Consider the following 23,184-nt stretch of genomic DNA (forward strand, 5'->3'; position numbering starts at 1 on the left):
TTTGGCTCCGGTTTTTGCGTTATCAGACTTTTCGGGGGAATCGAGGAAGTATGTCGTACGTAGAGGTACCGGGCGCGAAAGTCCCGATCAGGATGTGGGCCGACCCCGCTTCGGTGGAGGGCGGCGCCATGCAGCAGCTGCAGAACGTGGCGACGCTGCCGTGGATCAAGGGCCTCGCCGTGATGCCGGACGTGCACTACGGCAAGGGTGCGACCGTCGGTTCGGTGATCGCGATGCAGGGTGCGGTGTGTCCGGCGGCGGTCGGTGTGGACATCGGCTGCGGGATGTCGGCGGTGAAGACGTCCCTGACGGCGAACGACCTGCCGGGCGACCTGTCCCGCCTCCGCTCGAAGATCGAGCAGGCGATCCCGGTGGGCCGGGGCCTGCACCGCGAGGCGGTGGACCCGAAGAGGCTGTACCAGTTCCCGACGGCGGGGTGGGACGACTTCTGGTCGCGGTTCGACGACGTCGCCGAAGCGGTCAAATTCCGTCGTGAACGTGCAGGTCAGCAGATGGGAACGCTCGGAAGCGGAAATCACCTGATCGAGGTATGTCTCGATGAGTCGGGTTCGGTCTGGCTGATGCTGCACTCCGGCTCCCGCAACATCGGCAAGGAGCTGGCCGAGTACCACATCGGCGTGGCCCAGAAGCTGCCCCACAACCAGGGGCTGGTCGACCGCGACCTGGCGGTGTTCGTCTCGGACACCCCGCAGATGGCGGACTACCGGCACGACCTGTACTGGGCGCAGGAGTACGCGAAGTACAACCGCGCGATCATGATGGCGCTCCTGAAGGAAGTGATCCGCAGGGAGTTCCGGAAGGCGAAGGTGACCTTCGAGACCGAGATCTCCTGCCATCACAACTACGTGGCGGAGGAGCGGTACGAGGGCATGGACCTGCTGGTCACTCGTAAGGGGGCGATCCGCGCCGGCCGTGGCGACTTTGGGATCATCCCCGGCTCGATGGGCACCAGCTCGTACATCGTGAAGGGGCTTGGCAACGAGAAGGCCTTCAACTCCGCCTCGCACGGCGCGGGGCGCAGGATGAGCCGGAGCGCGGCGAAGCGGCGCTTCACGGTGCGGGACTTGGAGGAGCAGACGCGGGGCGTGGAGTGCCGTAAGGACTCCGGTGTCCTGGACGAGATCCCGGCCGCTTACAAGCCGATCGAGCAGGTGATGGCGCAGCAGCGGGACCTGGTCGAGGTGGTCGCGAAGCTCAAGCAGGTCGTGAACGTGAAGGGCTGAGCGCGGCACGACGTAGGCCCTGGCGCACACTCCAGGGCCTGCCGTCTGTGATCAGGGGATTTCGGGCGCCTCAGGCGGCATGGGGACGCGTCCCGTCTTCAGCCGCCACAGGCGCAGCGCGCAGCTCTGCTCGGTCCGGCCCAGCTCTCCGGCGGCCGATGCGGCACTGCCGTGAGCGAGGAGGATGCGGTCCTCCCGGGCCTGCCAGCGGCGTCCCGGCGGCCTGACACGCATAGCCTCAGGGCGCACCCATGACGACAGTGACGCGGCGGCGTCCATTTTTCGCTCCAAGGCGAGGCAGCCGGGGTAGTAGAGGTGTTCTGCCAGCGTGATGGCCGTTTCCTTCAGGTACACGATGTTGTAGACCCCATCCCGTGCGTTCCGGCTGATTCGGCGTTCCGTGCCGGTGACCTTCTTCGCGTAGTGGCAGAGGTAGGCACCGACAGCCGTGCTGGACGTGGTCAGTGAGACGAACGGGAAGCCCTGTCCCGTGTACCCGACCGAACCGTCCGCGTCGATCACGCCCCGCAGGTAGTCGCGGCGGGAGAACTCGAAACGGGGCGGCTTGATCCTCGTCGACTTCTTGCCGTAGGGCAGCCCGAGCTCGTTGAGCAGGGTGCGTGCTTCCAGTGCGCACAGAGACCAGATCGCCGAGTGGTGTTCCACGGAGATGTTCGTGGCCCTGACGCGTTCGGTGATGCTGCTGTTGTACGGGGTGAGTCGCTGGAACTCGCGGAGGATGGCGATATCCCGGATGTTGATCTCGACAGCCAGTCGTCCACGGTCCCGCGTGCCTTGGCTGAGGTGCCCGTCGGCCTGCAGGAAGCCGAACATGTAGGCGTACTCGGGGGCTTCCAGGTCCATGAAGGACGGCGCGGCGGGGGTGAGGGCACTGATGTCGAACAGTGCGGGCGCGCTAGGGTCTTGTTCAGCCATGGGAAGTGTTGCCTTCCTGCTGGTGAGGCCCTCGGCCGGGACTGCAATCCCTGCCGAGGGCCGTTCTGTATGGAGTTGTTTTCGACGTTAGGGCGCGTCTTCGGGTGGCGTGTGGGTGATCGAGGGGATTCACCCGCACGTGTCAGAGTTCTCGGTGGACCTTGGTGTTGGAGGCCTGGGCTCGGGGGCGGACGACCAGGAGGTCGATGTTGACGTGCGGGGGGCGGGTGCAGGCCCAGGTGATGGTGTCGGCCACGTCGTCCGCGGTCAGGGGTTCGGCGACGCCCGCGTAGACCTTGGCCGCCTTGTCCGTGTCGCCGCGGAAGCGGGTCGTGGCGAACTCGTCGGTCTTGACCATGCCGGGGGCGATCTCGATGACGCGGACCGGGGTGCCGACGATCTCCAGGCGGAGGGTCTCGGCGAGGACGCGGGCGCCGTTCTTGGCGGCGACGTAGCCCGCGCCGCCCTCGTAGGTGGAGTGGCCGGCGGTGGAGGAGAGGACGACCACCGTGCCGTCGCCGCTCGCGGTGAGGGCCGGGAGCAGGGCCTGGGTCATGTGGAGGGTGCCGAGGACGTTGACCTCGTACATCCGGCGCCAGTCCTCGGGGTCGCCGGTGGCGACGGGGTCGGCGCCGAGGGCGCCGCCGGCGTTGTTGACGAGGACGGCGAGGGTGCGGAAGGCGGTGGCGAAGTCGTCGACGGCGGCGCGGTCGGTGACGTCGAGGGCGTAGGCGGTGGCCTGGTGGCCCGCCTCGTTGATCTCGGCGGCGAGGGCCTCGATGCGGTCCTTGCGGCGGGCGGTGAGGACCACTCGGTAGCCGGCGGCGGCCAGCTGCCGGGCGGTGGCGGCGCCGATTCCGCTGCTCGCTCCGGTGATGACGGCGATGGGGGTACCGGGGCCGGTCATTGCGTGCTCCTCGCGCAGGTGGTCGATTATGTCGATCGCCCGGTCAGGATAGGTCGGGGCCGGGGTCAGCGGCCTCGTGGGGCGTACATGATCACGGCCATGCCGGCGAGGCAGACGAGCGCGCCGATGACGTCCCAGCGGTCGGGGCGGTAGCCGTCGGCGGCCATGCCCCAGGCGAGGGAGCCGGCGACGAAGACTCCGCCGTAGGCGGCGAGGACGCGGCCGAACTCGGCGTCCGGCTGGAGGGTGGCGACGAAGCCGTAGACGCCGAGGGCGATGACTCCCGCACCGATCCAGATCCAGCCCCGGTGCTCCCGGACGCCTTGCCAGACGAGCCAGGCGCCGCCGATCTCGAAGAGGGCGGCGAGGGCGAACAGGGCGATGGAGCGGGCGATCAGCATGGGGGCAGCGTGCCATGGGACACGCGGGCTGATGGGTTGTCAGGAGATCCTATTGACTGTCGGTATTTTGGGGTTATGTGTGGATTGAGGAAGGGTGTGCTCGGGGCCGTGCTCGCGGCCGTGATGGTGATGGGCGCCGGTGTGAGTGCCGGTGCTGTCGGGCCGGTGGCCCGGTCGGAGGCGGATCTGTCGCACCACGGTCAGATCTCCCTGTGGGACGGGCGGGTCGGTGTCTGGCTGGTCAGTGAGAACCACGGGCCCTCCGACGTCTCCCAGGCGACGGTCCGGCTCGCCTTCTCCGCGGCGATGGCGGGCGGCCAGGAGCTGCCGCCGGCCTGTCTGTGGAGCAGCGACCGGGTGGTGTCCTGCCGGACGGGTGCGCTGCGGGCCGCGGGGGGTATCGGTGAGCTGGCGCTCGACCTGCGGACCGCGGCCCTGACGGACGAGATGACGGTCGAGATCACCACGGCGTGGCGGGACGGGGTCGCCGACCGCAATCCGCGGAACGACCGGCATCGTGTGCTGGTGCTCGCCACCGGGGATCCTTACGTCTTCTGAGGAGTTCGCCGGCCTTCTGGGGCTTTCTTCAGTTGCTCGTCCAGTGGACGTAGCCGTCCGGGCGGATCAGGGCCACCGCGGTCTTCTCCGGGTTCGTCCAGGTGGCTCGTACCAGGTGCTTCGGGGTGACGGGGGCCGTCGTCGGCAGCGTCGGGGTCGCTCCCTCGGGGGCGATCAGGACGAACTCGCCCTGGCGGAGCAGCTCGTAGAGCCGTCCTTCGCGGAGCTGGGTGTCGGGGGCGCGGCGGCCCGAGGGGCGGCCTGCGCCGGGTGCGGGGGCGTAGGAGATGCCGAGGCCGCTGAGCATGCCCATGGCGCGGGCCGAGGCGGGCCGGACCGTGTTCAGGAAGCGGGCGGCGAGGGAGCGGGCGGCGCGGGTGAGGGGGGTGTGGGCCATGGCGAGGCGGACGATGGCGCCGCTGCTGCGGAGCACCATGGCGCCGACGGGGTGGCGCTCGGACTGGTAGCTGTCGAGGAGGGCTTCGGGGTCGGGTGCCTCGCCGCGGAGTGCGGCGGTGAGCTTCCAGGAGAGGTTGGCGGCGTCCTGGAGGCCGGTGTTCATGCCCTGGCCGCCGGCGGGGGAGTGGACGTGGGCGGCGTCTCCGGCGAGGAAGGCGCGGCCGACGCGGTAGGCGGGGGCCTGGCGCTCGTCGCTGTGGAAGCGGGAGATCCAGCGGGGGTCGTGCATGCCGTGGTCGGTGCCGAGGGCCTTGCGGGCGATCTCGCGGATCTCGTCGAGGTCGACGGGCTCGCTGTCGGCGACCTGGCGGGTGCGGGTCCAGCCCATGACGCGGTACCAGCCGTCGCCGAAGGGGGCGAGGAAGGCGAAGCTGTCGCCGGAGCCGCGGACGCTGAACGCACTCTCGGGCTCTTCGGCGAGGCGGACGTCGGCGAGGACGATGGAGCGGATCACGGAGTGCCCGGGGAAGGGCAGGCCGAGGGCGGTGCGGACGGCGCTGCGGTGGCCGTCCGTGCCGGCCAGGTACTGGGCGCGGACGGTGCACGGGGTGCCGTCGGGGTCGGTGAGCTCGGCGGTGACGCCGGTGGCGTCCTGGCGCAGTCCGCGCAGCTCCGTCCCGTACCGGAAGGTGACGCCCGCCGCGACCGCCCGGCGCTCCAGGAGGCGCTCCACCTCGTACTGCGGGGTGACGAGGAGGTGGTTGAAGCGGCTGGGGAGGCGGCTCAGGTCGAGGTCGAGGCGGCCGAACAGCCGGGCGGTGCCGAGGGTGGTGCCGGTGGCGAGGAGTTCGTCCGCGAGGCCGCGGGCGTCGAGCTGCTCCAGGGTGCGGGCGTGGACGCCGAAGGCCCGGGTCATGTTGCTCAGGCCGTGGGGGCGGCGCTCGACGAGGGTGACGTCGATGCCGGCGGTGGCGAGGTCTCCGGCGAGCAGGAGGCCGGTGGGGCCCGCGCCGATGACGAGTACGTCGGTGTCCGTGGTGCTGGTGCTCATGGCTGCCTCCGGGGTGCCCGCGATCGTTTGCCCACAGGTGTTGGTCAACGGTTGTTGGTCAACGCTTGTTGGCAACGTTAGGGGTGGCTCGAATGGTGTGTCAACACCTGTTGGCCTACAGTTGTTGATATGACGACCGTCCGCCGCTCCGACGCCACCCGGGCCGCCATCCTGGAGGCCGCCCGCGAGCGCTTCGCCTCCGACGGGTACGAGCGCGCCACCATCCGGGCCATCGCCCGTGACGCGGGGATCGATCCGTCGATGGTGATGCGCTACTACGGCAACAAGGAGGGACTCTTCGCCGCCGCCTCCGAGGTCGAGATCGGCCTGCCCGAGCTCGGTGCGCTGCCCGCGCAGCACATCGGGGCCGTGCTCGTCACGCACTTCCTGGAGCGCTGGGAGTCCGACGAGGTCCTCACCGCGATGCTGCGGGTCGGCGTCACCAACGAGGTCGGGGCGGCGCGCGTGCAGGAGATCTTCGCCCAGCAGGTGGGGCCGATCGTCCGGGGCGTCTGCCCCGACCCGGCCGACGCCCCGCGGCGTGCGGCGCTCGTCTCCTCCCAGATCCTCGGCATGGCGCTCGCCCGCTATGTGCTGCGGCTGCCGCCGGCCGTCGAGATGTCCACCGAGGACGTCGTCGCCTGGCTGGGGCCCACCGTGCAGCGCTATCTGACCGCCGAGGCGCCCTGAGCCCTCCGGGGACGTGCGGCGTCCGGGGCTGGGCGGTGCCGGGGTGTGACCGTGCGGTGCCTGAGTCGTACAATTTCTGCATGACGCAGAAGAGTTCCGTACGGCGCGACGCGCTCATGACCGAGCTGTACGGGGAGTCCCGCCGCTACATGGCCGCCTACGCCCTGTTCAACCAGGCCGTCGCCGACCACCTCGGACTCCACCCGACCGACGTGCAGTGCCTGAACCTCCTCAGCCTGGAGGAAGGGCCCGTCACCACCGGGCGGGTCGCCGAGCTGACCGGGCTCACCACCGGCTCCGCGACCCGGCTCGTCGACCGGCTCGAACGCTCCGGCTACGTGACCCGCGAGCGCTCCACCGAGGACCGGCGCCGGGTCCTCGTCGCGCTCGTCCCCGAGCGGATGGCGGAGCTCGGCGACCTCTGGCGGAAGCTCAACAGCACCTGGGGCACGATGTTCGACGTCTACAGCGACGCCGAGCTCGCGCTGCTCATCGCCCACATGCGGCGCACCGTCGAGATCAGCGCCGCGCAGATCGAGCGGCTGCGGGGCGGTGACCTGGACTGACCCCGGTGCGGGCGGTGGGGCGGGGTGGGATGCGGTGGGGCCGGGGGCCTAGCGGGCCGCCGGCTCGCCGAACTCCCGTACCGCGTCCGAGACGATCGCCTCCAGGCGCGCGTGGTGGGCACCGCGCCAGTAGACCCTGCCGCACTCCACGCACTGCGCGAACACGTCGTACGTCTTCTCCGTGCCCTGCTCCAGCTGCTCGCGCACCGCGTCCTTGTCGGCGTCGCTCAGCTCCCCGTTGCACGCGGTACAGCGCGTCCACGGCGCGAGCGGCGGCGCGAAGCGCTCCAGCACGTCCCGGAGCTGGTCCTCCGGCCGGTCGCTGTAGACGTAGGCGCCCGCCCACAGCTCCCGGCGGCGCAGCAGGCCGCGGTCCCTCGACAGCATCACGCGCCGCTCGCTCGCGGAGAGCGCGGCCAGGGCCGGGTCGCCGATGTCCTCGCTCTCGTACGCCGCGTCCACGCCGAGCAGGCGCAGTCGCCGGGCCAGCGTGCCGAGGTGCACGTCGAGCAGGAACCGGAGCGGTGCGCCGGGCGGTGTCTGCTGCGGGCGGACCACGCCCTCCACCTCCACGGTCTCGCCCGCGGCGGGCACGTGCGAGGGGTCCACGGGGCGTCCGTCGACCAGGATTCGGCCGGTCTCCGTGAGCGGCACTCCCAGTGACTCCACGACGTGGCCCAGCGAGGAGGTGCCGTCGGTGGTCAGGGGGGTGCGGCCTGCGCGGCGCTCCGCCGAGACGAAGAGGTGCAGGTCGGGGGCGAAGCTGATGTGGATCTCCGGTCCGTTCACGGGGACCAGGATGGCATCGGGGGCTGGGGGTCGCCAGGGAATTCGGGCGCCGGCCCCTTGCCGGTGCCTTCGCCCCGCGGGCCTGACCGGCACCGCCGGCCGTGCCGTGCCGTGCCGTGCCGTGCCGTGTGATGCGGGTTCAGGCGGGGGAACCTCTGGCGCTGGTAGGGGCGCCGTCCGTTGTGCCCGCCCTCCCCCAAGCTCTCGACAGCGCTCAAGCAGAGGGGACCCCCATCGCCCTGGGGGCACCTCCCGGACGAAGTCTGGGGGAGGGACGATTGCCCACAACGGGGTGGGCGAAGGCTTGTGCGTGGTCCTGGGCCCAGGTCGTGAACGTGCGGGCGGGGTGGCCCGTCAGGGTTTCGATCGTGGTGGTCAGGGGGGTCGGGTGGCCGTTGTGGGTGGACCAGTAGGCGAGGAGGGCGTCTGCGAACCGTTCCGGTATGAAGCCCGCGACCGATTCCTTCCACTCCTCCGGCGTGACCGTCGTGTACGGCGCCGGGTGGCCCGTCACCTCGGCCAGGATCGCCAGCTGCTCCGTGAAGTCCAGCGACTCCGGGCCCGTCAGCACGTACGAGGAGCCGCGCAGCCGGGGCTCGGTGAGCACCGCGAAAGCGGCCTCGGCGACGTCCCGCTCGTGGATCGGGTCGCTGTACGCGTGCGGGTACGGCAGGGCGGGCCCCCGGCCCTCCTTGAGTGCGCCCGCCCACTGCAGGGCGTTCGTGGCGAAGGCGCCCGGGCGGAGGTGCGTGGCCTCGAAGGCGCCGGATTCCGCGGCGGCCGACAGCGCGCGCTCGGCCGCGAGGTGCGAGGCCGCGATCGGGTTCTCGGCGGCGTCCTGGGCGAGGACGGAGCTGGAGGAGAGCAGCACGATGTGCTCGACGCCGGCCGCGCGGGCCCGGTCGGCGAACGTGCCGGCGTGTGCGGCCTCCGCGTACAGGAAGACGGAGTCGACGCCCTTCAGGGCGGTGTCGAAGGTCGCCGGGTCGGAGAGGTCGCAGCGCACGGTCTCCACGCCCGGTGATGGGGACAGGTCCGTGGGTTTCTTGGAGCCGGCCCTGGCCTTGACGCCCGCCGTGTCGAGGAGGCCGAGCAGGGTCGAAGCGACGCGGCCGCGGCTGCCTGTGACGAGAACGGTCATGAGGAGATCCTTTCGGAGCTTGCTGCGTTGCGCATTGTCTGTGTCTCGCAGATAAATATCCGTGACTCCGCCTTGCTCGTCAACCCTGAAAAAACCTGGGGTACCGTCCCCGCATGAAGATCAACGACCTTGAGCCCGGCGACCCGCGGCTGGAGAGCGATCTCCTACCGGTCCTCCTCGAACTCCGGCCCCACCTCACCCCGGAGCTCTTCCGTGAGGTCTACGAGGCCGGGCACCCCGAGGGCCTGCGGTTCAGTGCCGCCTACACCGACGACGGCCGCTGCGTCGGCGCGGCAGGCTGGCGGATCATCAACAACACCAGCTCCCTGCGCAAGCTCTACGTCGACGACCTGGTGACCGCCGCCGCCGAACGCTCCACCGGCGTCGGGCACGCCCTCGTCGCCCACCTGGAGGGTCACGCCCGCGCGGCCGGCTGCCACGAGCTCAACCTGGACTCCGGCACCCACCGCACCGGCGCCCACCGCTTCTACCTGCGCGAGCGCTTCGACATCGTGGCCTTCCACTTCACCCGGCCGCTCACCGCCCCGGACGCCGACTAGCCGCCCGGTCGACCGGAAGCCCAGCCGCCCCACCGACTGGCAGCCCAGCCGGCCAAGTCGCCCAGCCGACTGACCGTCCGGCCGACTAGAGCTCGTACCGCCAGTCGTTGCAGCTCATCGGGCGTCCCGGCGGGTACTCGAAGCCCCGCTCGCCGAGCAGTTCGAACCCCGCCTTGCGGCACACCGCGTTCGACGCGGCGTTGTCCGTCGACGGGAACGCGTGCAGCCGGCGGTGCAGCCCCGCTGCCCGGGCCTCGGCGATCACCGCGCGCGTGGCCGACGTCGCCGCCCCCCGGCCCTGGAAGCCCGGCAGCACCGCCCAGCCCGTTTCGTACACCTGCTCGTCGTTCCAGGTCCGCGACCAGAAGCCGATGCTGCCCACCACGGCCTCCTCCGGCAGCAGCACGATCCGGAACATGCGCCCCGCACCCGTGTCGTCGGCGCTCAGGTCCACATACCGCCGGTGCCGCCGGACGAGCTGTTCCTCGGTCTCCGGGCCGCCGAGGTGGTCCATCAGCTCCGGTGCGTTCAGTGCGCGCAGCAGGCCCGCGTCCTCCTCGGACCAGGCGTCGAGCCGTACCCGTGACGTGTCGTCGGTCATGTCCGTACGGTACGCGGGGGCACTGACAGCGCCCCGGGCCCCGTCAGCGCAGGCGGCCCGGCTGGCCCAGGGTGAGGCGGGAGACGACCTGGCCGAAGGCGTGTTCCTCCGCGGGTGTCAGCTCCACCGACTCCTGCGGGTGCCAGACCCGCTCCAGCGGGGTGCCCGCCTGTTCGCGGCGCGCGGCGGCCCGGGCGCGCAGGCTCACCGTCAGCCATGCCACCGTCGAGACGGCGAGCAGGCCGAAGAGCGTGATCACACGGGGGTCCGAGAACTGGCCGGGCAAGGACATGGCTCACTCCAGGGGCGTGAGGGCCGCCCGTACCCGGCGCGCCCCGGCAGGTGGCGCGCGCGTGCACGACGGCACTGGTGATTCCTACTGCTTCCTCCCGACCTGTTCAGTTAACACCACCCTGGGGGTCTTTCGGCAGGGGGGCCGGGACCAAAGTCCCGGACCGCGCTGCCTCGGAGGCGCTCTTGTGCGGGCCCGGAAACGCCTCCAAGGTGACGGGCGAGGGAGATTCCGGCCGGGGAGGGAGCAGCCGCATGTCCGGAACGCAGGCATGGGGATTCACGGACGACAGGGGTGCGGAGCCGGCGGCGGCCCGCGTGCCGCGGCGGGTGGTCGCGTACGCCCGGGCGGGTGCGGCCCTCCTCGACCTCGGAGTGAGGCCGGTCGCGGTGTACGGCTCCGGGCATGACGGTGAGAGGCTCGATCCGGCCAAGGCGGGCGGCCTCGCGGCGGCCGGTGTGCCGTACCTCGGGCCGGGGCGCGCCCTGGACGAGGGGCTGCTGCGGGAGCTGCGGCCCGAGGTGATCGTCGACGTGACCTACGACGGCAAGAGCCCCTACGCGCTCGACGAGGCCCTCGCCGAGCGGCTCGGGGTTCCGCTCGTCGCGCTGTCCGTGGGCAACGAGCTCGCGCTGCCGGCCATCCTCGGGCGCTTCGCCGCGCTCGCCGCCTCGCTCGAAGCGGACCCGGCGGCCGATCGGGAGGCCGTCCGTGAACTCGCCGCCGCCGAGGCCGCCCTCGGCGACGTCGCCGCCCGGTCCGGGCTCGCCGTCCTCGCGCTCTCCGGGGCCGGGCCCGAGCAGGTGCACCTGGCCCGCCCGCAGGCCTGGCCCGAGCTGGCGCACCTCGCCGGTCTCGGCCTCCGGTTCCTCGACCCCGGCCCCGGGCCCGGCGCCAACTGGCTCACCGGCGACTGGGCCAGGGCCGTCGAGCTCCGCCCCGGTCTGGTCCTCTTCGACGAGCGGGAGCACGCGACCCCGCCGTACGAGCTCCCGGCCGGGGTCCGTCTGACGCCCTGGAGCCCGGAGACCCCGCCCAGCCCCGCCGCCTACGCCCGCTTCTTCCGTGTCCTCGCGGAGGCGCTGGAGGCATAGGGCCTGCCCTGGGGCCTGTCTGACAGTTCCCGCCGGGTCCGGCCCGTCCGGCACGCACTCCCCCGTAGCCCTTCGGGCACGGGAGGTGCCCCCACGCCGCACGGCCGAAACGCCCAAGTAGCTCCTTCCCCGAGCTCTCGGCTTCGCTCGAGCAGGGGAGAACCCAATCGAGGGCGTCCCCGGCCGCACGCCGATCGCACGCACCGGACGACCCGGCCTGATCCGGCGCGCATTGTCGGACAGGCCCTAGCCGAGGCTGCTGCGGAGCGAGTCCGCGAACTCCTCCGCGCGGGCCAGCTGGGCGCGGAGTTCGGCGACCCGTTCCGCCGCCGCCGTCTCGTAGCGGCGGACGCGGGCCACCAGCGCCGCCCGCTCGTCCGGTTCGAGGTCGGCGTCCGTCAGCCGGTCCACGGCCGTGAGGAGTTCGCGGGTCTCGTCGAGGGTGAAGCCGAGCGGCTTCATCCGGCGGACCACCATCAGCCGGGACACGTCCGCGTCCGTGTAGAGGGGGAAGCCGCCCGGCGAGGCCGCGGACGGTACGACCAGGCCGCTGTCCTCGTACTGCCGGATGGTCCGCAGCGACAGCTCGGTCCGTGCGGCGACCTCGCCGATCTGCATCGGCCGGCCGGTCATGCGTACTCCGCTCACGCGTCAGGTCCTTCCTCGTCGGGGACTGGTAAGGCGATTCGTCGGGGATTGGTAGGCGATGTGCCGGGGACTGGTAGGCGATCGTCGGGGGACTCCCGTGGGGTGTACGGCCCCCACAGGGCGCGGCTTCCGCGCATTACATACCATTCGTCCTAACTTCAGCACTTATGAGAGCTGGAAGTGCGGCGAAACGCCTGCTGGTAGGTCGTCCGTTGGACACCGGACGGCTCGGGGAGACCCTCCTGCCGGCCGAGCCGGAGCTGCTCCGGGCGGGGTGATCTCGGTGGTCGTCCCCGAGTACGTGGCGGGGCGCTGGTGGGGGCGGCCGCTGCACAACCAGGGCGCGCTGCGCCTCAAGACCCGTCTGCTGTTCATGAAGAACGTCGTCGACGTCCCCTACCGGCTGGCCTCCGCCCGTGAGCCGGCCGCCGAGCAGGCCGCGGCCGCGGTCCGGCCGTGACCGTCAGAGGCTCACGGCCAGACCAGACAGTACGGCTGGTGTCCGGCCTCGTGGAGGCGGACGGAGAAGTCCTGCCACTCGTGGAGGAGCTGGTAGACGTCGAAGGCGTCGCGCGGGCCGCCGCGGTCCGGGACCGTCGACCAGATGAAGGCGGCCGCGCCGACCGACTCCTCGCCGATCCCGCGCAGCGGGTCGACGACGGTCATCGGCAGCTTCACCACCGCGTAGTCCGGGTGCAGCACCACCAGCTCGAGCGGCGGCACCTTGTGCAGGGGCATGCCCTGGATGCCGGTCAGGACCATGGCCGCTATCGTCTCGGGCTTGATCTTGGTGAACATGCCGCCCATGCCGAGCTCGTCCCCGCCGAGCTCCTCGGGGCGCATCGAGATCGGGACCTGGGCCGCCGTGGCGCTGTTGGGCGCGCCGAAGTACTTGTACGTCACCCCCAAGCTCCGGCCCCCGGTCGCAGGGGGCGGTTCCGCAGCGGGCTCCGGCTTCGGCCGGCCCTCCGCCGCGGTGGGTTCCTCCGCACGCCGGCGCCGGTGCCTCCCCCGCCGGGCAGACTCCGGACCCAGGTCGCCCGTCCCCTCGCCCGGTCCGCCACCGCGATGCATATCTCCACCCGACTGCTTTTTCTCGGCAACACGACCCCGCCGCGCAACCCGATCATCGTGTCAGTGACCTCCCCCGCGTTCGTACGGTGAAACACCTGTCCGCAAGAACGCCGTGGCCTCTGACACCATGGATTCCGTGAGCCATCCCTATGACGCCCCAGTTTCGCAGACGCGGAGGGGGAGCGCCCCGGCGTAATACAGAGGATGCTCACCACCGTCCCTCCGTTCCCGATGTCGTGCCCGAAGTCGTTCTCGCAGGTCAGGATCACAGTGCCGTATTCATACGAAGCCCCAGTCTCACAGACGCTTTTCGACCGCGCTTCCCTCGTGACGCCCGGCGGCGTGAACTCACCGGTGCGTGCCTTCCGGGCTGTGGGCGGAACGCCCCGGTTCATGGTGTCCGGTTCCGGTCCGTACCTCACCGACGCGGACGGTCGTGAGTACGTCGACCTGGTCTGCTCGTGGGGGCCGATGATTCTCGGCCACGCGCACCCCGAGGTCACCGCCGCCGTGCAGGCCGCGGTGGCCCGCGGCACCTCCTTCGGGACGCCCGGCGAGGGCGAGGTCGCGCTCGGCGAGGAGATCGTCGCGCGGATCGAGCCGGTCGAGCAGGTGCGCCTGGTCTCCTCGGGCACCGAGGCGACCATGTCCGCGATCCGGCTCGCCCGCGGGTTCACCGGGCGCGCGAAGGTCGTGAAGTTCGCGGGCTGCTACCACGGGCACGTGGACGCGCTGCTCGCCGCGGCCGGTTCCGGTCTGGCGACCTTCGGTCTTCCGGACACGCCCGGTGTGACCGGCGCGCAGGCCGGGGACACGATCGTGCTGCCGTACAACGACCTGGACGCGGTGCGGGCGGCGTTCGCCGCGCACCCGGGCGAGATCGCCTGTGTGATCACCGAGGCCTCGCCGGGCAACATGGGCGTCGTCCCGCCGGTGGACGGCTTCAACCAGGGGCTGGCGGACCTGTGCCGGGAGAACGGCGCGCTGTACATCTCCGACGAGGTGATGACCGGTTTCCGTACGAGCCGGGCCGGCTGGTACGGCGTCGACGGCGTGAAGCCCGACCTGATGACCTTCGGCAAGGTCATGGGCGGCGGCTTCCCCGCGGCCGCGTTCGGTGGCCGCGCGGACGTCATGGGGCACCTGGCCCCGGCGGGCCCGGTCTACCAGGCGGGCACCCTCTCCGGTAACCCGGTCGCGACCGCCGCCGGCCTCGCGCAGCTGCGGCTGCTCGACGAGGCCGCGTACGACAAGGTGAACGCGGTCTCGAAGGAGATCCAGGGCCTGGTCACGGGCGCGCTGGCCAAGGAGGGCGTGGCGCACCGGCTGCAGACCGCCTCCAACATGTTCTCGGTGTTCTTCACCGAGGACGAGGTGCGGAACTACGACGACGCGAAGAAGCAGGAGGCGTTCCGCTTCAACGCCTTCTTCCACTCGATGCTGGCCGACGGCGTGTACCTGCCGCCGTCCGCGTTCGAGTCCTGGTTCGTGTCGACCGCGCACGACGAGCGGGCGATCGAGCGGATCGCCGCCGCGCTGCCGGCCGCGGCCCGTGCCGCCGCGGAGGCCACGGCATGAGCGAGAACACCCGTGACCAGGACATCACCGTCGTCCACCTGATGCGCCACGGCGAGGTCCACAACCCCGACGGCGTGCTGTACGGGCGCCGCGCCGGCTACCACCTGTCCGAGCTGGGCCGGCAGATGGCGGACCGGGTGGCCGAGTCGCTGGCCGGCCGGGACATCACGTACGTCGTGGCCTCGCCGCTGGAGCGGGCGCAGGAGACGGCGCAGCCGATCGCCAAGACGCACGGTCTGGATCTGGCTACCGACGAGCGGCTGATCGAGGCGGAGAACGTCTTCGAGGGCAAGACCTTCGGCGTCGGTGACGGGGCGCTGCGCAAGCCGTCGAACTGGAAGCACCTCACGAACCCGTTCCAGCCGTCCTGGGGCGAGCCGTACGTCGAGCAGGTCGTGCGCATGATGGGCGCGCTGGACGCGGCGAAGGACGCGGCGCGGGGGCACGAGGCGGTCTGCGTCAGCCACCAGCTGCCGATCTGGATCGTGCGCAGCTTCGTGGAGAAGCGGCGGCTCTGGCACGACCCGCGGCGCCGGCAGTGCACGCTGGCCTCGCTGACCTCGTTCACGTACCGCGGCGACAAGATCGTCTCGGTCGGGTACAGCGAGCCGGCCCGGGACCTCGTCCCGGCGCACCTCCTCGCGGGCGCGAAGCCGGTGAAGGGGAAGTCGAAGGCCTTCGGCGCGTAGCCCGCTACCCCGCGGGCCGGACAGCGGGGTTCCGGAGTTCGCGTACGGGCGGCGGGGTTCCGGAGGGCCACGTCCGGACAGCGGGGTGACCTGCCGTCCGGACAGCGCGGCAACCCGCCATCTGGACAGCGGGGTTCCGGAGGGCCACAGTTCAGGGCGATCGGATGATGATGTTCATGTCATCCGATCGCCCTTAAATTTTTGTGCGATTTTCCGGAACCTCCGTGTTCCTCCCGGCATCTCACTCATTGTCGGTTTGGATGACGTTTCGGTCATACGTCAGCGCGAATGGGGATGTCATGCGCGGGATCAGCGGGATCAGTCGAAGGGGGCTTCTCGGGGCGGGCGTTGGGGCCGCCGCGGCGATGGGGCTCGCCGCATGCAGCACCCCAAACCAGGACAAGCCGGGACGATCCGGACCCGGCAAGGGGGGTGACGTCTCGGCGGACCCGAGCACGCCCACCCCGACCAAGGACGACGCACGGCTCATCGGTGACGGTTCCACCGCCGACACCGGCAAGCAGCCGCACCAGCCCGACGCCCCCGTCCCGCTCGAACCCGGCCAGACCCCGCCCCAGTTCGTGATCTTCTCCTGGGACGGCGCCGGCGAGGTCGGCAACGGCCTCTTCCCGCGCTTCCTCGAACTCGCCAAGAACAACGACGCGGCGATGACCTTCTTCCTCTCCGGGATCTACCTCCTCCCCGAATCCAAGAAGGACCTCTACCGCCCGCCGAACAACCGCGTCGGCGCCTCCGACATCGGCTACCTCACCGACGAGCACATCAAGGAGACCCTGAAGCACGTCCGGCAGGCCTGGCTCGACGGCCACGAGATCGGCACCCACTTCAACGGGCACTTCTGCGGCGGCTCCGGCTCCGTCGGCAACTGGACCCCCGCCCAGTGGCAGAGCGAGATCGACCAGGCGATGAAGTTCGTCACCGAGTGGAAGACCAACAGCGGCTGGACCGACCTCGACCCGCTGCCCTTCGACTACTCCAAGGAGCTCGTCGGCGGCCGCACCCCCTGCCTCCTCGGCCAGGACAACCTGCTCCCCACCGCCAAGCGCCTCGGCTGGCGTTACGACGCCAGCTCGCCCGGCGGCCGCCAGATGTGGCCCACCAAGCGCCAGGGCATCTGGGACCTGCCGCTCCAGGCCGTGCCCTTCCCCGGGCACTCCTTCGAGGTCCTCTCCATGGACTACAACATGCTCGCCAACCAGTCGAAGAACACCACCAAGGGCATGCCGTCGCGCTATCCCGGCTGGCGCAAGCAGGCGGCCGAGGCGTACCTTTCCGGCTTCACGCGCGCGTACGAGTCGAATCGCGCGCCTTTCTTCATCGGCAACCACTTCGAGCAGTGGAACGGCGGTATCTACATGGACGCCGTCGAAGAGGCGCTCAAGGGAATGGCAGGAAAGAAGGACGTACGGCTCGTCTCCTTCAAGCAGTTCGTGGACTGGCTCGACGTCCAGGACCCGAAGATCCTGGAGAAACTGCGCTCCCTGGAAGTCGGACAGAAGCCCGAGGGCGGCTGGAACGCCTTCCTCAGGCCGGCCCCCGCGACCCCTCCTGCCACCCCGACCGCTTAGGCGATCTTGACAAGGGGCTTTACGGGCACGTAGGGGGGTGCCCAAGATCCCCCAAACGCCCATGCGAAACTTTTCACATGAGCCTTAGCCGTGCCCCACGCCGCACCCGGCGCACCCTGGTCGCCGTCGGAATGCTGTCCGTCGCCGCCCTCACGCTCTCGGCCTGCGGCGGCGACGACAACGGCAAGTCCGGCGGCGGTGGCCAGACCAACTTCGTGACCAACACGGGTGGCATCTCCACCGTCGCCAAGGACGAGCGCAAGGCCCCCAACGACATCGCCGGCGAAACCCTCGAAGGCAAGCGGCTCGACGTCGCCGACCTCAAGGGCAAGGTCGTCGTCCTCAACGTCTGGGGCTCCTGGTGCAGCCCCTGCCGCGCCGAGGCCAAGCACTTCGCGAAGGTCGCCAAGGACCTGAAGGGGCAGGACGTCGAGTTCGTCGGCCTCAACACCCGCGACCCCAACAAGCAGCCGGCGATCGCCTTCGAAGAGGACTACGGGATCCCCTACCCCAGCCTCTACGACCCGCAGGGCAAGCTCATCCTCTTCGGTTTCCCCAAGGGCACGCTCAACCCGCAGGCGATCCCCTCCACCGTCGTCCTCGACAAGGAGGGGAAGATCGCCGCCCGTTCCCTCATGGCGCTCGACGAGAAGAAGCTCCGGTCGATGATCGAGCCCCTTCTCAAGGAGAAGTGAGCCCGTGAACGAGACGGTCACCAGCGGAGCCCTGCTGCTCGCCCTGCCCCTCGCGGTGCTCGGCGGCCTCGTCTCCTTCTTCTCGCCGTGCGTGCTCCCGCTCGTCCCCGGCTACCTCTCGTACGTGACGGGGGTCACCGGCACCGACCTCGCCGAGAGCCGCCGCGGCCGGATGACCGCCGGTGCCGTCCTGTTCGTCCTCGGCTTCACCGCCGTCTTCGTCTCCGGCGGCGCGCTCTTCGGCTACTTCGGGTCGACGCTCCAGGAGTACCGCGAGACGCTCACCACGGTGCTCGGCGTGCTCATGATCCTCATGGGCGTGTTCTTCATGGGCCTGATGCCCTGGTTCACCCAGCGGGAGTTCCGCTTCCACAAGAAGCCCGTCGCCGGACTCATCGGCGCCCCGCTCCTCGGCGCGCTCTTCGGCATCGGCTGGACACCGTGCATCGGCCCGACCCTCGCCTCCGTCAACGCCCTCGCCCTGGAGCAGGCCAGCGCCGGACGCGGGGCGGTCCTCGCCTTCGCGTACTGCCTCGGCCTCGGCGTACCGTTCGTGCTCGCCGCCATCGCCTTCCGCAAGGCGCTCGGCGCGTTCGGCTGGGTCAAGAAGCACTATGTGTGGGTCATGCGGATCGGTGGCGGCATGATGATCGTCACCGGTGTCCTGCTCCTGACGGGCGCGTGGGACAGCATGGTGGCCACGATGCAGGGCTGGTCCAGCGGCTTCACGGTGGGGATCTGAGTTCCATGAGCAAGACCGATACGACGGACACCGGGCGCACCGCCGACGAGGCGGCCGGCGCCCAGCTGTCGACCGCCCCCCAGGAGGACACCGTCGTCGGCGGCCCCACCCTGGGGGTCGTCGGCTGGATCCGCTGGTTCTGGCGGCAGCTGACCTCCATGCGGGTCGCGCTGATCCTGCTGTTCATGCTCTCCCTGGGCGCCGTCCCCGGCTCCCTCATCCCGCAGACCAGCGCGGACGAGCTGAAGGTGCAGACCTTCAAGGCCGCCCACGAGACGCTCACCCCGCTGTACGAGAAGCTCCAGTTCTTCGACGTCTACAGCTCGGTGTGGTTCTCCGCGATCTACATCCTGCTGTTCGTCTCCCTCATCGGCTGCATCCTGCCCCGCAGCTGGCAGTTCGTCGGCCAGCTCCGCAGCCGCCCGCCGGGCGCCCCCCGGCGCCTCGACCGGCTCCCCGCGTACACCACCTGGCGCACCGAGGCCGAGCCCGAGCAGGTCCGCGAGGCCGCGCTCGGCCTCCTCAAGGGCCGCCGCTTCCGCGCCCACACGGCGGGCGACGCGGTCGCCGCCGAGAAGGGCTACCTCCGTGAGGCCGGGAACCTGGCCTTCCACGTCGCCCTGATCGTCATGCTCGTCGCCTTTGCCTGGGGCCAGCTCTTCAAGTCCGAGGGCGGCAAGCTGATCGTCGAGGGCGACGGCTTCTCCAACACGCTCACGCAGTACGACGACTTCAAGTCCGGCTCCCAGTTCGGCGTCGACGAGCTGGAGCCGTTCAGCTTCAAGCTGGAGTCCTTCAACGGCACGTACGAGAAGAACGGCCCCCAGCGCGGCACCCCGCGCACCTTCGAGGCGGCCGTCAGCTACTCGCAGGGCGGCGCCGACAAGAAGGCGGTCATCAAGGTCAACGAGCCGCTGAAGGTCGGCGACTCCAAGGTCTATCTGATCGCCCACGGGTACGCGCCCGTGGTCACCGTCAAGGACGGCCGCGGCAAGACCGTCTTCCACGGCGCCGTGCCGCTGCTGCCGATCGACAACAACATCACGTCGACCGGCGCGATCAAGGTCATGGACGGCTACCGCGACAAGAACGGCAAGAAGGAGCAGCTGGGCTTCCAGGCCTTCTTCGTGCCGACGTTCGCGGGCGCCGGCAAGGGCACGATGTTCTCGCAGTTCCCCGCGCTCGACTTCCCCGTCATGGCGCTCACCGGCTTCCACGGCGACCTGCGCGTGAACTCCGGCCTGCCGCAGAACGTGTACCAGCTCGATTCCTCCAAGATGAAGCAGTTCGACGTCACGGGCGGCACCGGCAAGGCCAACCGCCTTCTGCCGGGCGAGACCATGACGCTGCCGGACGGCGCCGGCTCGATCACCTTCGAGAAGGACGTCAAGGAGTGGGCGAGCTTCCAGATCTCGCAGCAGCCCGGCAACGGGCTCGCCCTCACGGGTGCGATCGCCGCGATCGCCGGCCTGACCGGTTCGCTGTTCATCCAGCGGCGCCGGGTCTGGGTCCGGGCCGTGCGCGGTGAGGACGGCGTGACCGTCGTCGAGATGGCCGGGCTCGGCCGGAGCGAGTCCGCCAAGCTGCCGGAGGAGCTGGGCGACCTGGCCCTCGCTCTCACGGCACAGGCCCCGCCGACGGCCTCAGTACCGGAACCCGCGGAAGAACCCGCGGAAGACCCTGCCCCTTCTGGAGAGGCCGACAAGTGATCCTCGCCGCCACGACGACCAACGAGAGCCTGGCGCAACTGAGCGACCTGCTCATCTACTCCTCGATGGCCGTCTACACCCTGGCCTTCTTCGCCCACATCGCCGAGTGGGTGTTCGGCAGCCGCAGCAAGGTCGGCCGCACCGCCGCCGCCCTCACGCAGCAGGCCTCGGGCGCCCCGGCCGCCGCCGTGACCGTGCAGGTCAAGAAGGGCGGAGGCACCGCCGTCCTCGACAAGCCGAAGGTCGTCACGCGCTCCTCGGCCGGCAGCCGTGACGTGCCGGACGGTCCCGGCGCGGCCGGCGGCACGGTCAAGGGCGACCTGTACGGCCGTATCGCCGTCTCGCTCACCGTCCTCGCCTTCGCGATCGAGGCGGCGGGCGTGGTCTCGCGGGCGCTCTCCGTGCAGCGGGCCCCCTGGGGCAACATGTACGAGTTCTCCACCACCTTCTCGACGGTGGCGGTCGGCGCGTACCTCGGCTTCCTCGTCGCGAAGAAGAACGTCCGCTGGATCGGCCTCCCCCTGGTCACGACCGTCCTGCTCGACCTGGGCATGGCCGTCACCTGGCTGAAGACCCCCAGCGACCAGCTGGTCCCGGCGCTGGACTCGTACTGGCTGTGGATCCACGTCTCCACCGCGATCTTCTGCGGCGCGGTGTTCTACCTCGGCGCGGTCGCGACCCTGCTGTACCTCTTCCGCGACTCGTACGAGAACAAGCTCGCGACCGGCGGCAACCCGGGCTCCTTCGCCCGCTCCGTCCTGGAGCGGCTGCCCGCCGCGGCCTCGCTGGACAAGTTCGCCTACCGGGTGAACGCGGCCGTCTTCCCGCTCTGGACCTTCACGATCATCGCCGGTGCGATCTGGGCCGGCGACGCGTGGGGCCGGTACTGGGGCTGGGACGCCAAGGAGGTCTGGTCCTTCATCACGTGGGTCGGTTACGCGGCGTACCTGCACGCGCGCGCGACGGCCGGCTGGAAGGGGCGTAAGGCCGCGTACATCGCGCTCATCGCCTTCGCCTGCTTCCTCTTCAACTACTACGGCGTCAACATCTTCGTCAGCAGCAAGCACTCGTACGCGGGCGTCTGAGCTGGCACCGGGCCTGCCCCGGGGTGACGCTGGAGGTATGAGCGAGATCCCCCGGGGCAGGAGCGAGACCCACGACGGCGACCGGCATCTGCTGCATTTCGTCGTGGACCTCCCACAGCCGATGCCGATGGTCTGGGCGGCCGTCGCCTCGCCCGAGGGCCTGCCGGGCTGGCTCTGCGAGGCGGATCCGCTGGAGCCGCGGCTGGGCGGGAAGGTCACGCTCCGCTGGCTGACTGTGCCTGACCAGGGAGCTCCGCTCCCGGGTGACACCGAGGTCTCGGGGCAGGTGACGGCCTGGGACCCCGATTACGTGGCCGAGTACACGGTCGGCCCGACGCACGGGCGGATCCGGTTCCATCTGGAGCCGGGGTCCGACGGCGGCGGGTCGACCGTGCTGCGTTTCACGAACGAGTTCCGTGGGACGCGGGAGTACCGGCTGGACTGCCTGGCGGGGTGGCACGAGCACTTCGAGCGGCTGCGCGCCGCGCTTGCCGGTCACCCCACGGACTGGCGTGACTGGTCGCCGGAGCGGTGGCAGCACCTGCGGGACCTGTACGCCCGGGACGAAGAGCCCTGGCCCAAGTGGTAGCCGTAGGCTCACCCCCGCTTCGGGGGCAGGCAGGTGTCCGTCGGGGGGTGGCCCTCCGGCCAGGCCGTCTGGACGAAGCGTTGTGTGCCGTCCTGGGTCAGTTCCACGATCGGGACCGCCTTGTTGTACGGGTTTCCGTAGTTGTCCAGGCAGATCCAGCCGCTCGCGCCCTCCACCCGCAGTGAGCCCTTGACCTGCGGCCACTGCGTGCCGACGTCCTCCTTCGCCGGATAGGCCGCACCCTCGGGGGTGGCCTGGCGGATCGCGTGGACCGCCGTCGCCATGGCGTCGTACGCGATGATCGCCTGGCCGTCCGCGAGCGCCACCGGACCGTCCTTCGGGGCGGCCTTGGCGATGTCCGCCACGAAGTCCGCGTACGCCTGCTCGGAGCCGCCCGTCGCCGGGACCTTCCGCCCGGGCGCCGGTTTCCAGGCGTCGGGGTGGGCCAGGGACGCGTACCGCACGGTCAGCTTGCCCTTGAGGGCCTTGCGGTCGAGCTTCTTGTCCGCGCCCAGGTACGAGCCCTCGTCGCCGGTCAGGACGGTGAAGGCGCGGTCGACGCAGCCGCGGTCGCCGAGCGCGTTGATGAACTGGCGCAGCTGGGTGTGGCGGCCGGCGAAGAAGACGGTCTCGGCGCGGGTGTCGCAGATCAGGTGGGTGATGTTGGTGAAGGTGTTGGCGGTCGTGCCCTCCTGGGTGGGGTCCGGGGCGGAGGTGAACTCCTGGGGCTCCAGGGGCGCGTTCTTCAGGGACGCGGCGAACGCGGCCTTCAGGGTGTCGACGTAGTGGTCGCCGCTGCGGGTGTCCTGGACGAGGAGCGCCTTCGCGGCGTCGACCCGGCCGAAGTGGGCGAGCGCCTTGGCCTCGTCGCTGTTGGTGGGGGAGACGCGGGCGAGGCCGGGGTAGGGCTTGCCGCCGGGGCCGTTGGCGATGTCGTCGGCGGTGATGGTGGTGCCGACGACGGCGACCTTGGCGCGGGTGAGGGCGGTGACGGCCTCGCGCATCTCGGTGGAGGAGGTGGCGATGCCGGAGACGGCCCGCAGCCGTTCGGGGCCGTCGGCCATGGCGACGAGCTGGTCGACGGTGGTGCGCCAGTGGGCGTTGCCCTGGCCGGTGTTGGCGAGGACGAGGCGGATGGTGGGGCGCCGGCCGTTGGACTCCTGGTTGGCCCGGCGCTGGTAGGCGTACGCGCCCTGGACCTCGTGCAGGACCTTGATGCGCATGCCGGCGTCGGTGGAGGTGAGGGGGAGGAGGACGGCGACGGTGACGTACTCGCCGTCCTTCAGCGTGGCGTTCTCGGCGCGGATGGTCTCGGCGATGTCCTTGAGGTCGGCGAAGCCGAAGTCGTGGCCGGTGCCGTTGACGCCGACGCATTCGTCGCTGTCGGCGGGGCGGGCCACCCCGGCTGCGCAGGAACGGTTTTCCGGCTCGGTGAGCCGGGCGAAGCCGTAACCGCCGAGGCCGAGGACGACGGCGGCGGTGACGAGGGAGGCGACGAGCTTCTGGCGGGGGGTGCGGACGCGCCGGCGGAGCCGGGCGGTGAAGGGATCGGGCATG

General features: G+C 70.7%; 26 protein-coding genes. 15 read left to right on the plus strand and 11 right to left on the minus strand.

The annotated features are described in order from the left end of the window. Positions 1-50: 50 nt before the first annotated feature. On the plus strand, positions 51-1,244 hold the full coding sequence (locus tag ABT041_RS27290; RefSeq protein WP_351188964.1) for an RtcB family protein: 1,194 nt from the start codon (positions 51-53) through the stop codon (positions 1,242-1,244). Positions 1,245-1,295: 51 nt separating this feature from the next. Here the strand turns inward: ABT041_RS27290 and ABT041_RS27295 are convergent, their stop codons facing one another. The 3 genes from ABT041_RS27295 to ABT041_RS27305 all read right to left on the minus strand — a co-directional run bounded on the left by ABT041_RS27295 (position 1,296) and on the right by ABT041_RS27305 (position 3,488). Continuing rightward, positions 1,296-2,180, minus strand: coding sequence for an LAGLIDADG family homing endonuclease (locus ABT041_RS27295; RefSeq protein ID WP_351188966.1), 885 nt, complete (start codon positions 2,178-2,180; stop codon positions 1,296-1,298). A gap of 142 nt (positions 2,181-2,322) precedes the next feature. Then, positions 2,323-3,087, minus strand: coding sequence for an SDR family NAD(P)-dependent oxidoreductase (locus ABT041_RS27300; protein WP_351188969.1), 765 nt, complete (start codon positions 3,085-3,087; stop codon positions 2,323-2,325). Positions 3,088-3,152: 65 nt separating this feature from the next. Further along, positions 3,153-3,488 carry a YnfA family protein gene (locus ABT041_RS27305; RefSeq protein WP_351188972.1) on the minus strand — a complete coding sequence of 112 codons (336 nt, stop codon included), beginning with the start codon at positions 3,486-3,488 and terminating at the stop codon, positions 3,153-3,155. Positions 3,489-3,584: 96 nt separating this feature from the next. Between ABT041_RS27305 and ABT041_RS27310 the strand changes: the two genes are divergently transcribed. Next, positions 3,585-4,046, plus strand: a complete 462-nt coding sequence (locus ABT041_RS27310) for a hypothetical protein (protein ID WP_351188974.1) — start codon at positions 3,585-3,587, stop codon at positions 4,044-4,046. Between the two features lie 28 nt (positions 4,047-4,074). Here the strand turns inward: ABT041_RS27310 and ABT041_RS27315 are convergent, their stop codons facing one another. After that, a complete protein-coding gene (locus ABT041_RS27315; protein WP_351188977.1) occupies positions 4,075-5,496 on the minus strand; it encodes an FAD-dependent monooxygenase in 1,422 nt (473 codons plus the stop codon). Positions 5,497-5,625: 129 nt separating this feature from the next. On the opposite strand from ABT041_RS27315, the gene ABT041_RS27320 reads away from it, so the two are divergent. Together ABT041_RS27320 and ABT041_RS27325 are read left to right on the plus strand one after the other, a co-directional pair. Further along, positions 5,626-6,186: a TetR/AcrR family transcriptional regulator gene (locus tag ABT041_RS27320; protein WP_351188979.1), complete on the plus strand. Its 561-nt coding sequence runs from the start codon at positions 5,626-5,628 to the stop codon at positions 6,184-6,186. 80 nt (positions 6,187-6,266) lie between these two features. Beyond that, entirely contained in the window at positions 6,267-6,752 is a 486-nt protein-coding gene (locus ABT041_RS27325; RefSeq protein ID WP_351188981.1) for a MarR family winged helix-turn-helix transcriptional regulator, read from the plus strand. 48 nt (positions 6,753-6,800) lie between these two features. Here ABT041_RS27325 and ABT041_RS27330 read toward each other — a convergent pair whose 3' ends face one another. Both ABT041_RS27330 and ABT041_RS27335 read right to left on the minus strand, forming a co-directional pair. After that, a complete protein-coding gene (locus ABT041_RS27330; protein WP_351188983.1) occupies positions 6,801-7,541 on the minus strand; it encodes a Mut7-C RNAse domain-containing protein in 741 nt (246 codons plus the stop codon). Positions 7,542-7,755: 214 nt separating this feature from the next. Then, entirely contained in the window at positions 7,756-8,682 is a 927-nt protein-coding gene (locus tag ABT041_RS27335; protein WP_351188986.1) for an NmrA family NAD(P)-binding protein, read from the minus strand. A 113-nt stretch (positions 8,683-8,795) separates the two neighbouring features. Here ABT041_RS27335 and ABT041_RS27340 point away from each other — a divergent pair, with 113 nt between their 5' ends. Then, the gene (locus ABT041_RS27340) at positions 8,796-9,242 is read left to right on the plus strand and encodes a GNAT family N-acetyltransferase (protein ID WP_351188989.1); all 447 of its coding nucleotides are present in this window, start codon (positions 8,796-8,798) and stop codon (positions 9,240-9,242) included. 85 nt (positions 9,243-9,327) lie between these two features. Here the strand turns inward: ABT041_RS27340 and ABT041_RS27345 are convergent, their stop codons facing one another. Both ABT041_RS27345 and ABT041_RS27350 read right to left on the minus strand, forming a co-directional pair. Further along, a complete protein-coding gene (locus tag ABT041_RS27345) occupies positions 9,328-9,843 on the minus strand; it encodes a GNAT family N-acetyltransferase (protein WP_351188992.1) in 516 nt (171 codons plus the stop codon). Positions 9,844-9,886: 43 nt separating this feature from the next. Then, positions 9,887-10,135: a hypothetical protein gene (locus ABT041_RS27350; protein ID WP_351188995.1), complete on the minus strand. Its 249-nt coding sequence runs from the start codon at positions 10,133-10,135 to the stop codon at positions 9,887-9,889. 254 nt (positions 10,136-10,389) lie between these two features. On the opposite strand from ABT041_RS27350, the gene ABT041_RS27355 reads away from it, so the two are divergent. Beyond that, positions 10,390-11,229: an ABC transporter substrate-binding protein gene (locus tag ABT041_RS27355; RefSeq protein WP_351188998.1), complete on the plus strand. Its 840-nt coding sequence runs from the start codon at positions 10,390-10,392 to the stop codon at positions 11,227-11,229. 246 nt (positions 11,230-11,475) lie between these two features. Here the strand turns inward: ABT041_RS27355 and ABT041_RS27360 are convergent, their stop codons facing one another. After that, positions 11,476-11,862 carry a MerR family transcriptional regulator gene (locus tag ABT041_RS27360; protein WP_351189218.1) on the minus strand — a complete coding sequence of 129 codons (387 nt, stop codon included), beginning with the start codon at positions 11,860-11,862 and terminating at the stop codon, positions 11,476-11,478. Positions 11,863-11,935: 73 nt separating this feature from the next. Between ABT041_RS27360 and ABT041_RS39115 the strand changes: the two genes are divergently transcribed. Beyond that, the gene (locus ABT041_RS39115) at positions 11,936-12,337 is read left to right on the plus strand and encodes a hypothetical protein (protein WP_502976602.1); all 402 of its coding nucleotides are present in this window, start codon (positions 11,936-11,938) and stop codon (positions 12,335-12,337) included. A gap of 11 nt (positions 12,338-12,348) precedes the next feature. On the opposite strand, the gene ABT041_RS27370 is transcribed toward ABT041_RS39115, so the two are convergent. Further along, positions 12,349-12,951, minus strand: coding sequence for a hypothetical protein (locus tag ABT041_RS27370; protein ID WP_351189003.1), 603 nt, complete (start codon positions 12,949-12,951; stop codon positions 12,349-12,351). Between the two features lie 231 nt (positions 12,952-13,182). Between ABT041_RS27370 and hemL the strand changes: the two genes are divergently transcribed. The 8 genes from hemL to ABT041_RS27410 all read left to right on the plus strand — a co-directional run bounded on the left by hemL (position 13,183) and on the right by ABT041_RS27410 (position 21,627). Beyond that, positions 13,183-14,529 (plus strand): glutamate-1-semialdehyde 2,1-aminomutase, encoded by a 1,347-nt coding sequence (hemL, locus tag ABT041_RS27375; protein ID WP_351189220.1) that lies wholly within the window; start codon positions 13,183-13,185, stop codon positions 14,527-14,529. Continuing rightward, positions 14,526-15,218: a histidine phosphatase family protein gene (locus ABT041_RS27380; protein ID WP_351189006.1), complete on the plus strand. Its 693-nt coding sequence runs from the start codon at positions 14,526-14,528 to the stop codon at positions 15,216-15,218. The genes hemL and ABT041_RS27380 overlap by 4 nt, the downstream gene beginning before the upstream one ends. A gap of 308 nt (positions 15,219-15,526) precedes the next feature. Next, the gene (locus tag ABT041_RS27385; RefSeq protein ID WP_351189223.1) at positions 15,527-16,807 is read left to right on the plus strand and encodes a polysaccharide deacetylase family protein; all 1,281 of its coding nucleotides are present in this window, start codon (positions 15,527-15,529) and stop codon (positions 16,805-16,807) included. A 77-nt stretch (positions 16,808-16,884) separates the two neighbouring features. Beyond that, positions 16,885-17,502, plus strand: a complete 618-nt coding sequence (locus ABT041_RS27390) for a TlpA family protein disulfide reductase (RefSeq protein ID WP_351189009.1) — start codon at positions 16,885-16,887, stop codon at positions 17,500-17,502. 4 nt (positions 17,503-17,506) lie between these two features. Continuing rightward, the gene (locus ABT041_RS27395; RefSeq protein WP_351189010.1) at positions 17,507-18,244 is read left to right on the plus strand and encodes a cytochrome c biogenesis CcdA family protein; all 738 of its coding nucleotides are present in this window, start codon (positions 17,507-17,509) and stop codon (positions 18,242-18,244) included. A gap of 5 nt (positions 18,245-18,249) precedes the next feature. Next, positions 18,250-19,953, plus strand: a complete 1,704-nt coding sequence (resB, locus tag ABT041_RS27400; protein WP_351189013.1) for a cytochrome c biogenesis protein ResB — start codon at positions 18,250-18,252, stop codon at positions 19,951-19,953. Next, entirely contained in the window at positions 19,950-21,038 is a 1,089-nt protein-coding gene (ccsB, locus tag ABT041_RS27405) for a c-type cytochrome biogenesis protein CcsB (RefSeq protein WP_502976603.1), read from the plus strand. Before resB ends, ccsB begins: the two co-directional genes overlap by 4 nt. Positions 21,039-21,075: 37 nt before the next feature. Then, positions 21,076-21,627 (plus strand): SRPBCC domain-containing protein, encoded by a 552-nt coding sequence (locus ABT041_RS27410; RefSeq protein ID WP_351189015.1) that lies wholly within the window; start codon positions 21,076-21,078, stop codon positions 21,625-21,627. 8 nt (positions 21,628-21,635) lie between these two features. Here ABT041_RS27410 and ABT041_RS27415 read toward each other — a convergent pair whose 3' ends face one another. After that, positions 21,636-23,183 carry an ABC transporter substrate-binding protein gene (locus ABT041_RS27415; protein WP_351189018.1) on the minus strand — a complete coding sequence of 516 codons (1,548 nt, stop codon included), beginning with the start codon at positions 23,181-23,183 and terminating at the stop codon, positions 21,636-21,638. Position 23,184 lies beyond the last annotated feature (1 nt).

Source organism: Streptomyces sp. NPDC002825 (assembly GCF_040295385.1).
In the GTDB taxonomy this organism is placed as follows: domain Bacteria; phylum Actinomycetota; class Actinomycetes; order Streptomycetales; family Streptomycetaceae; genus Streptomyces.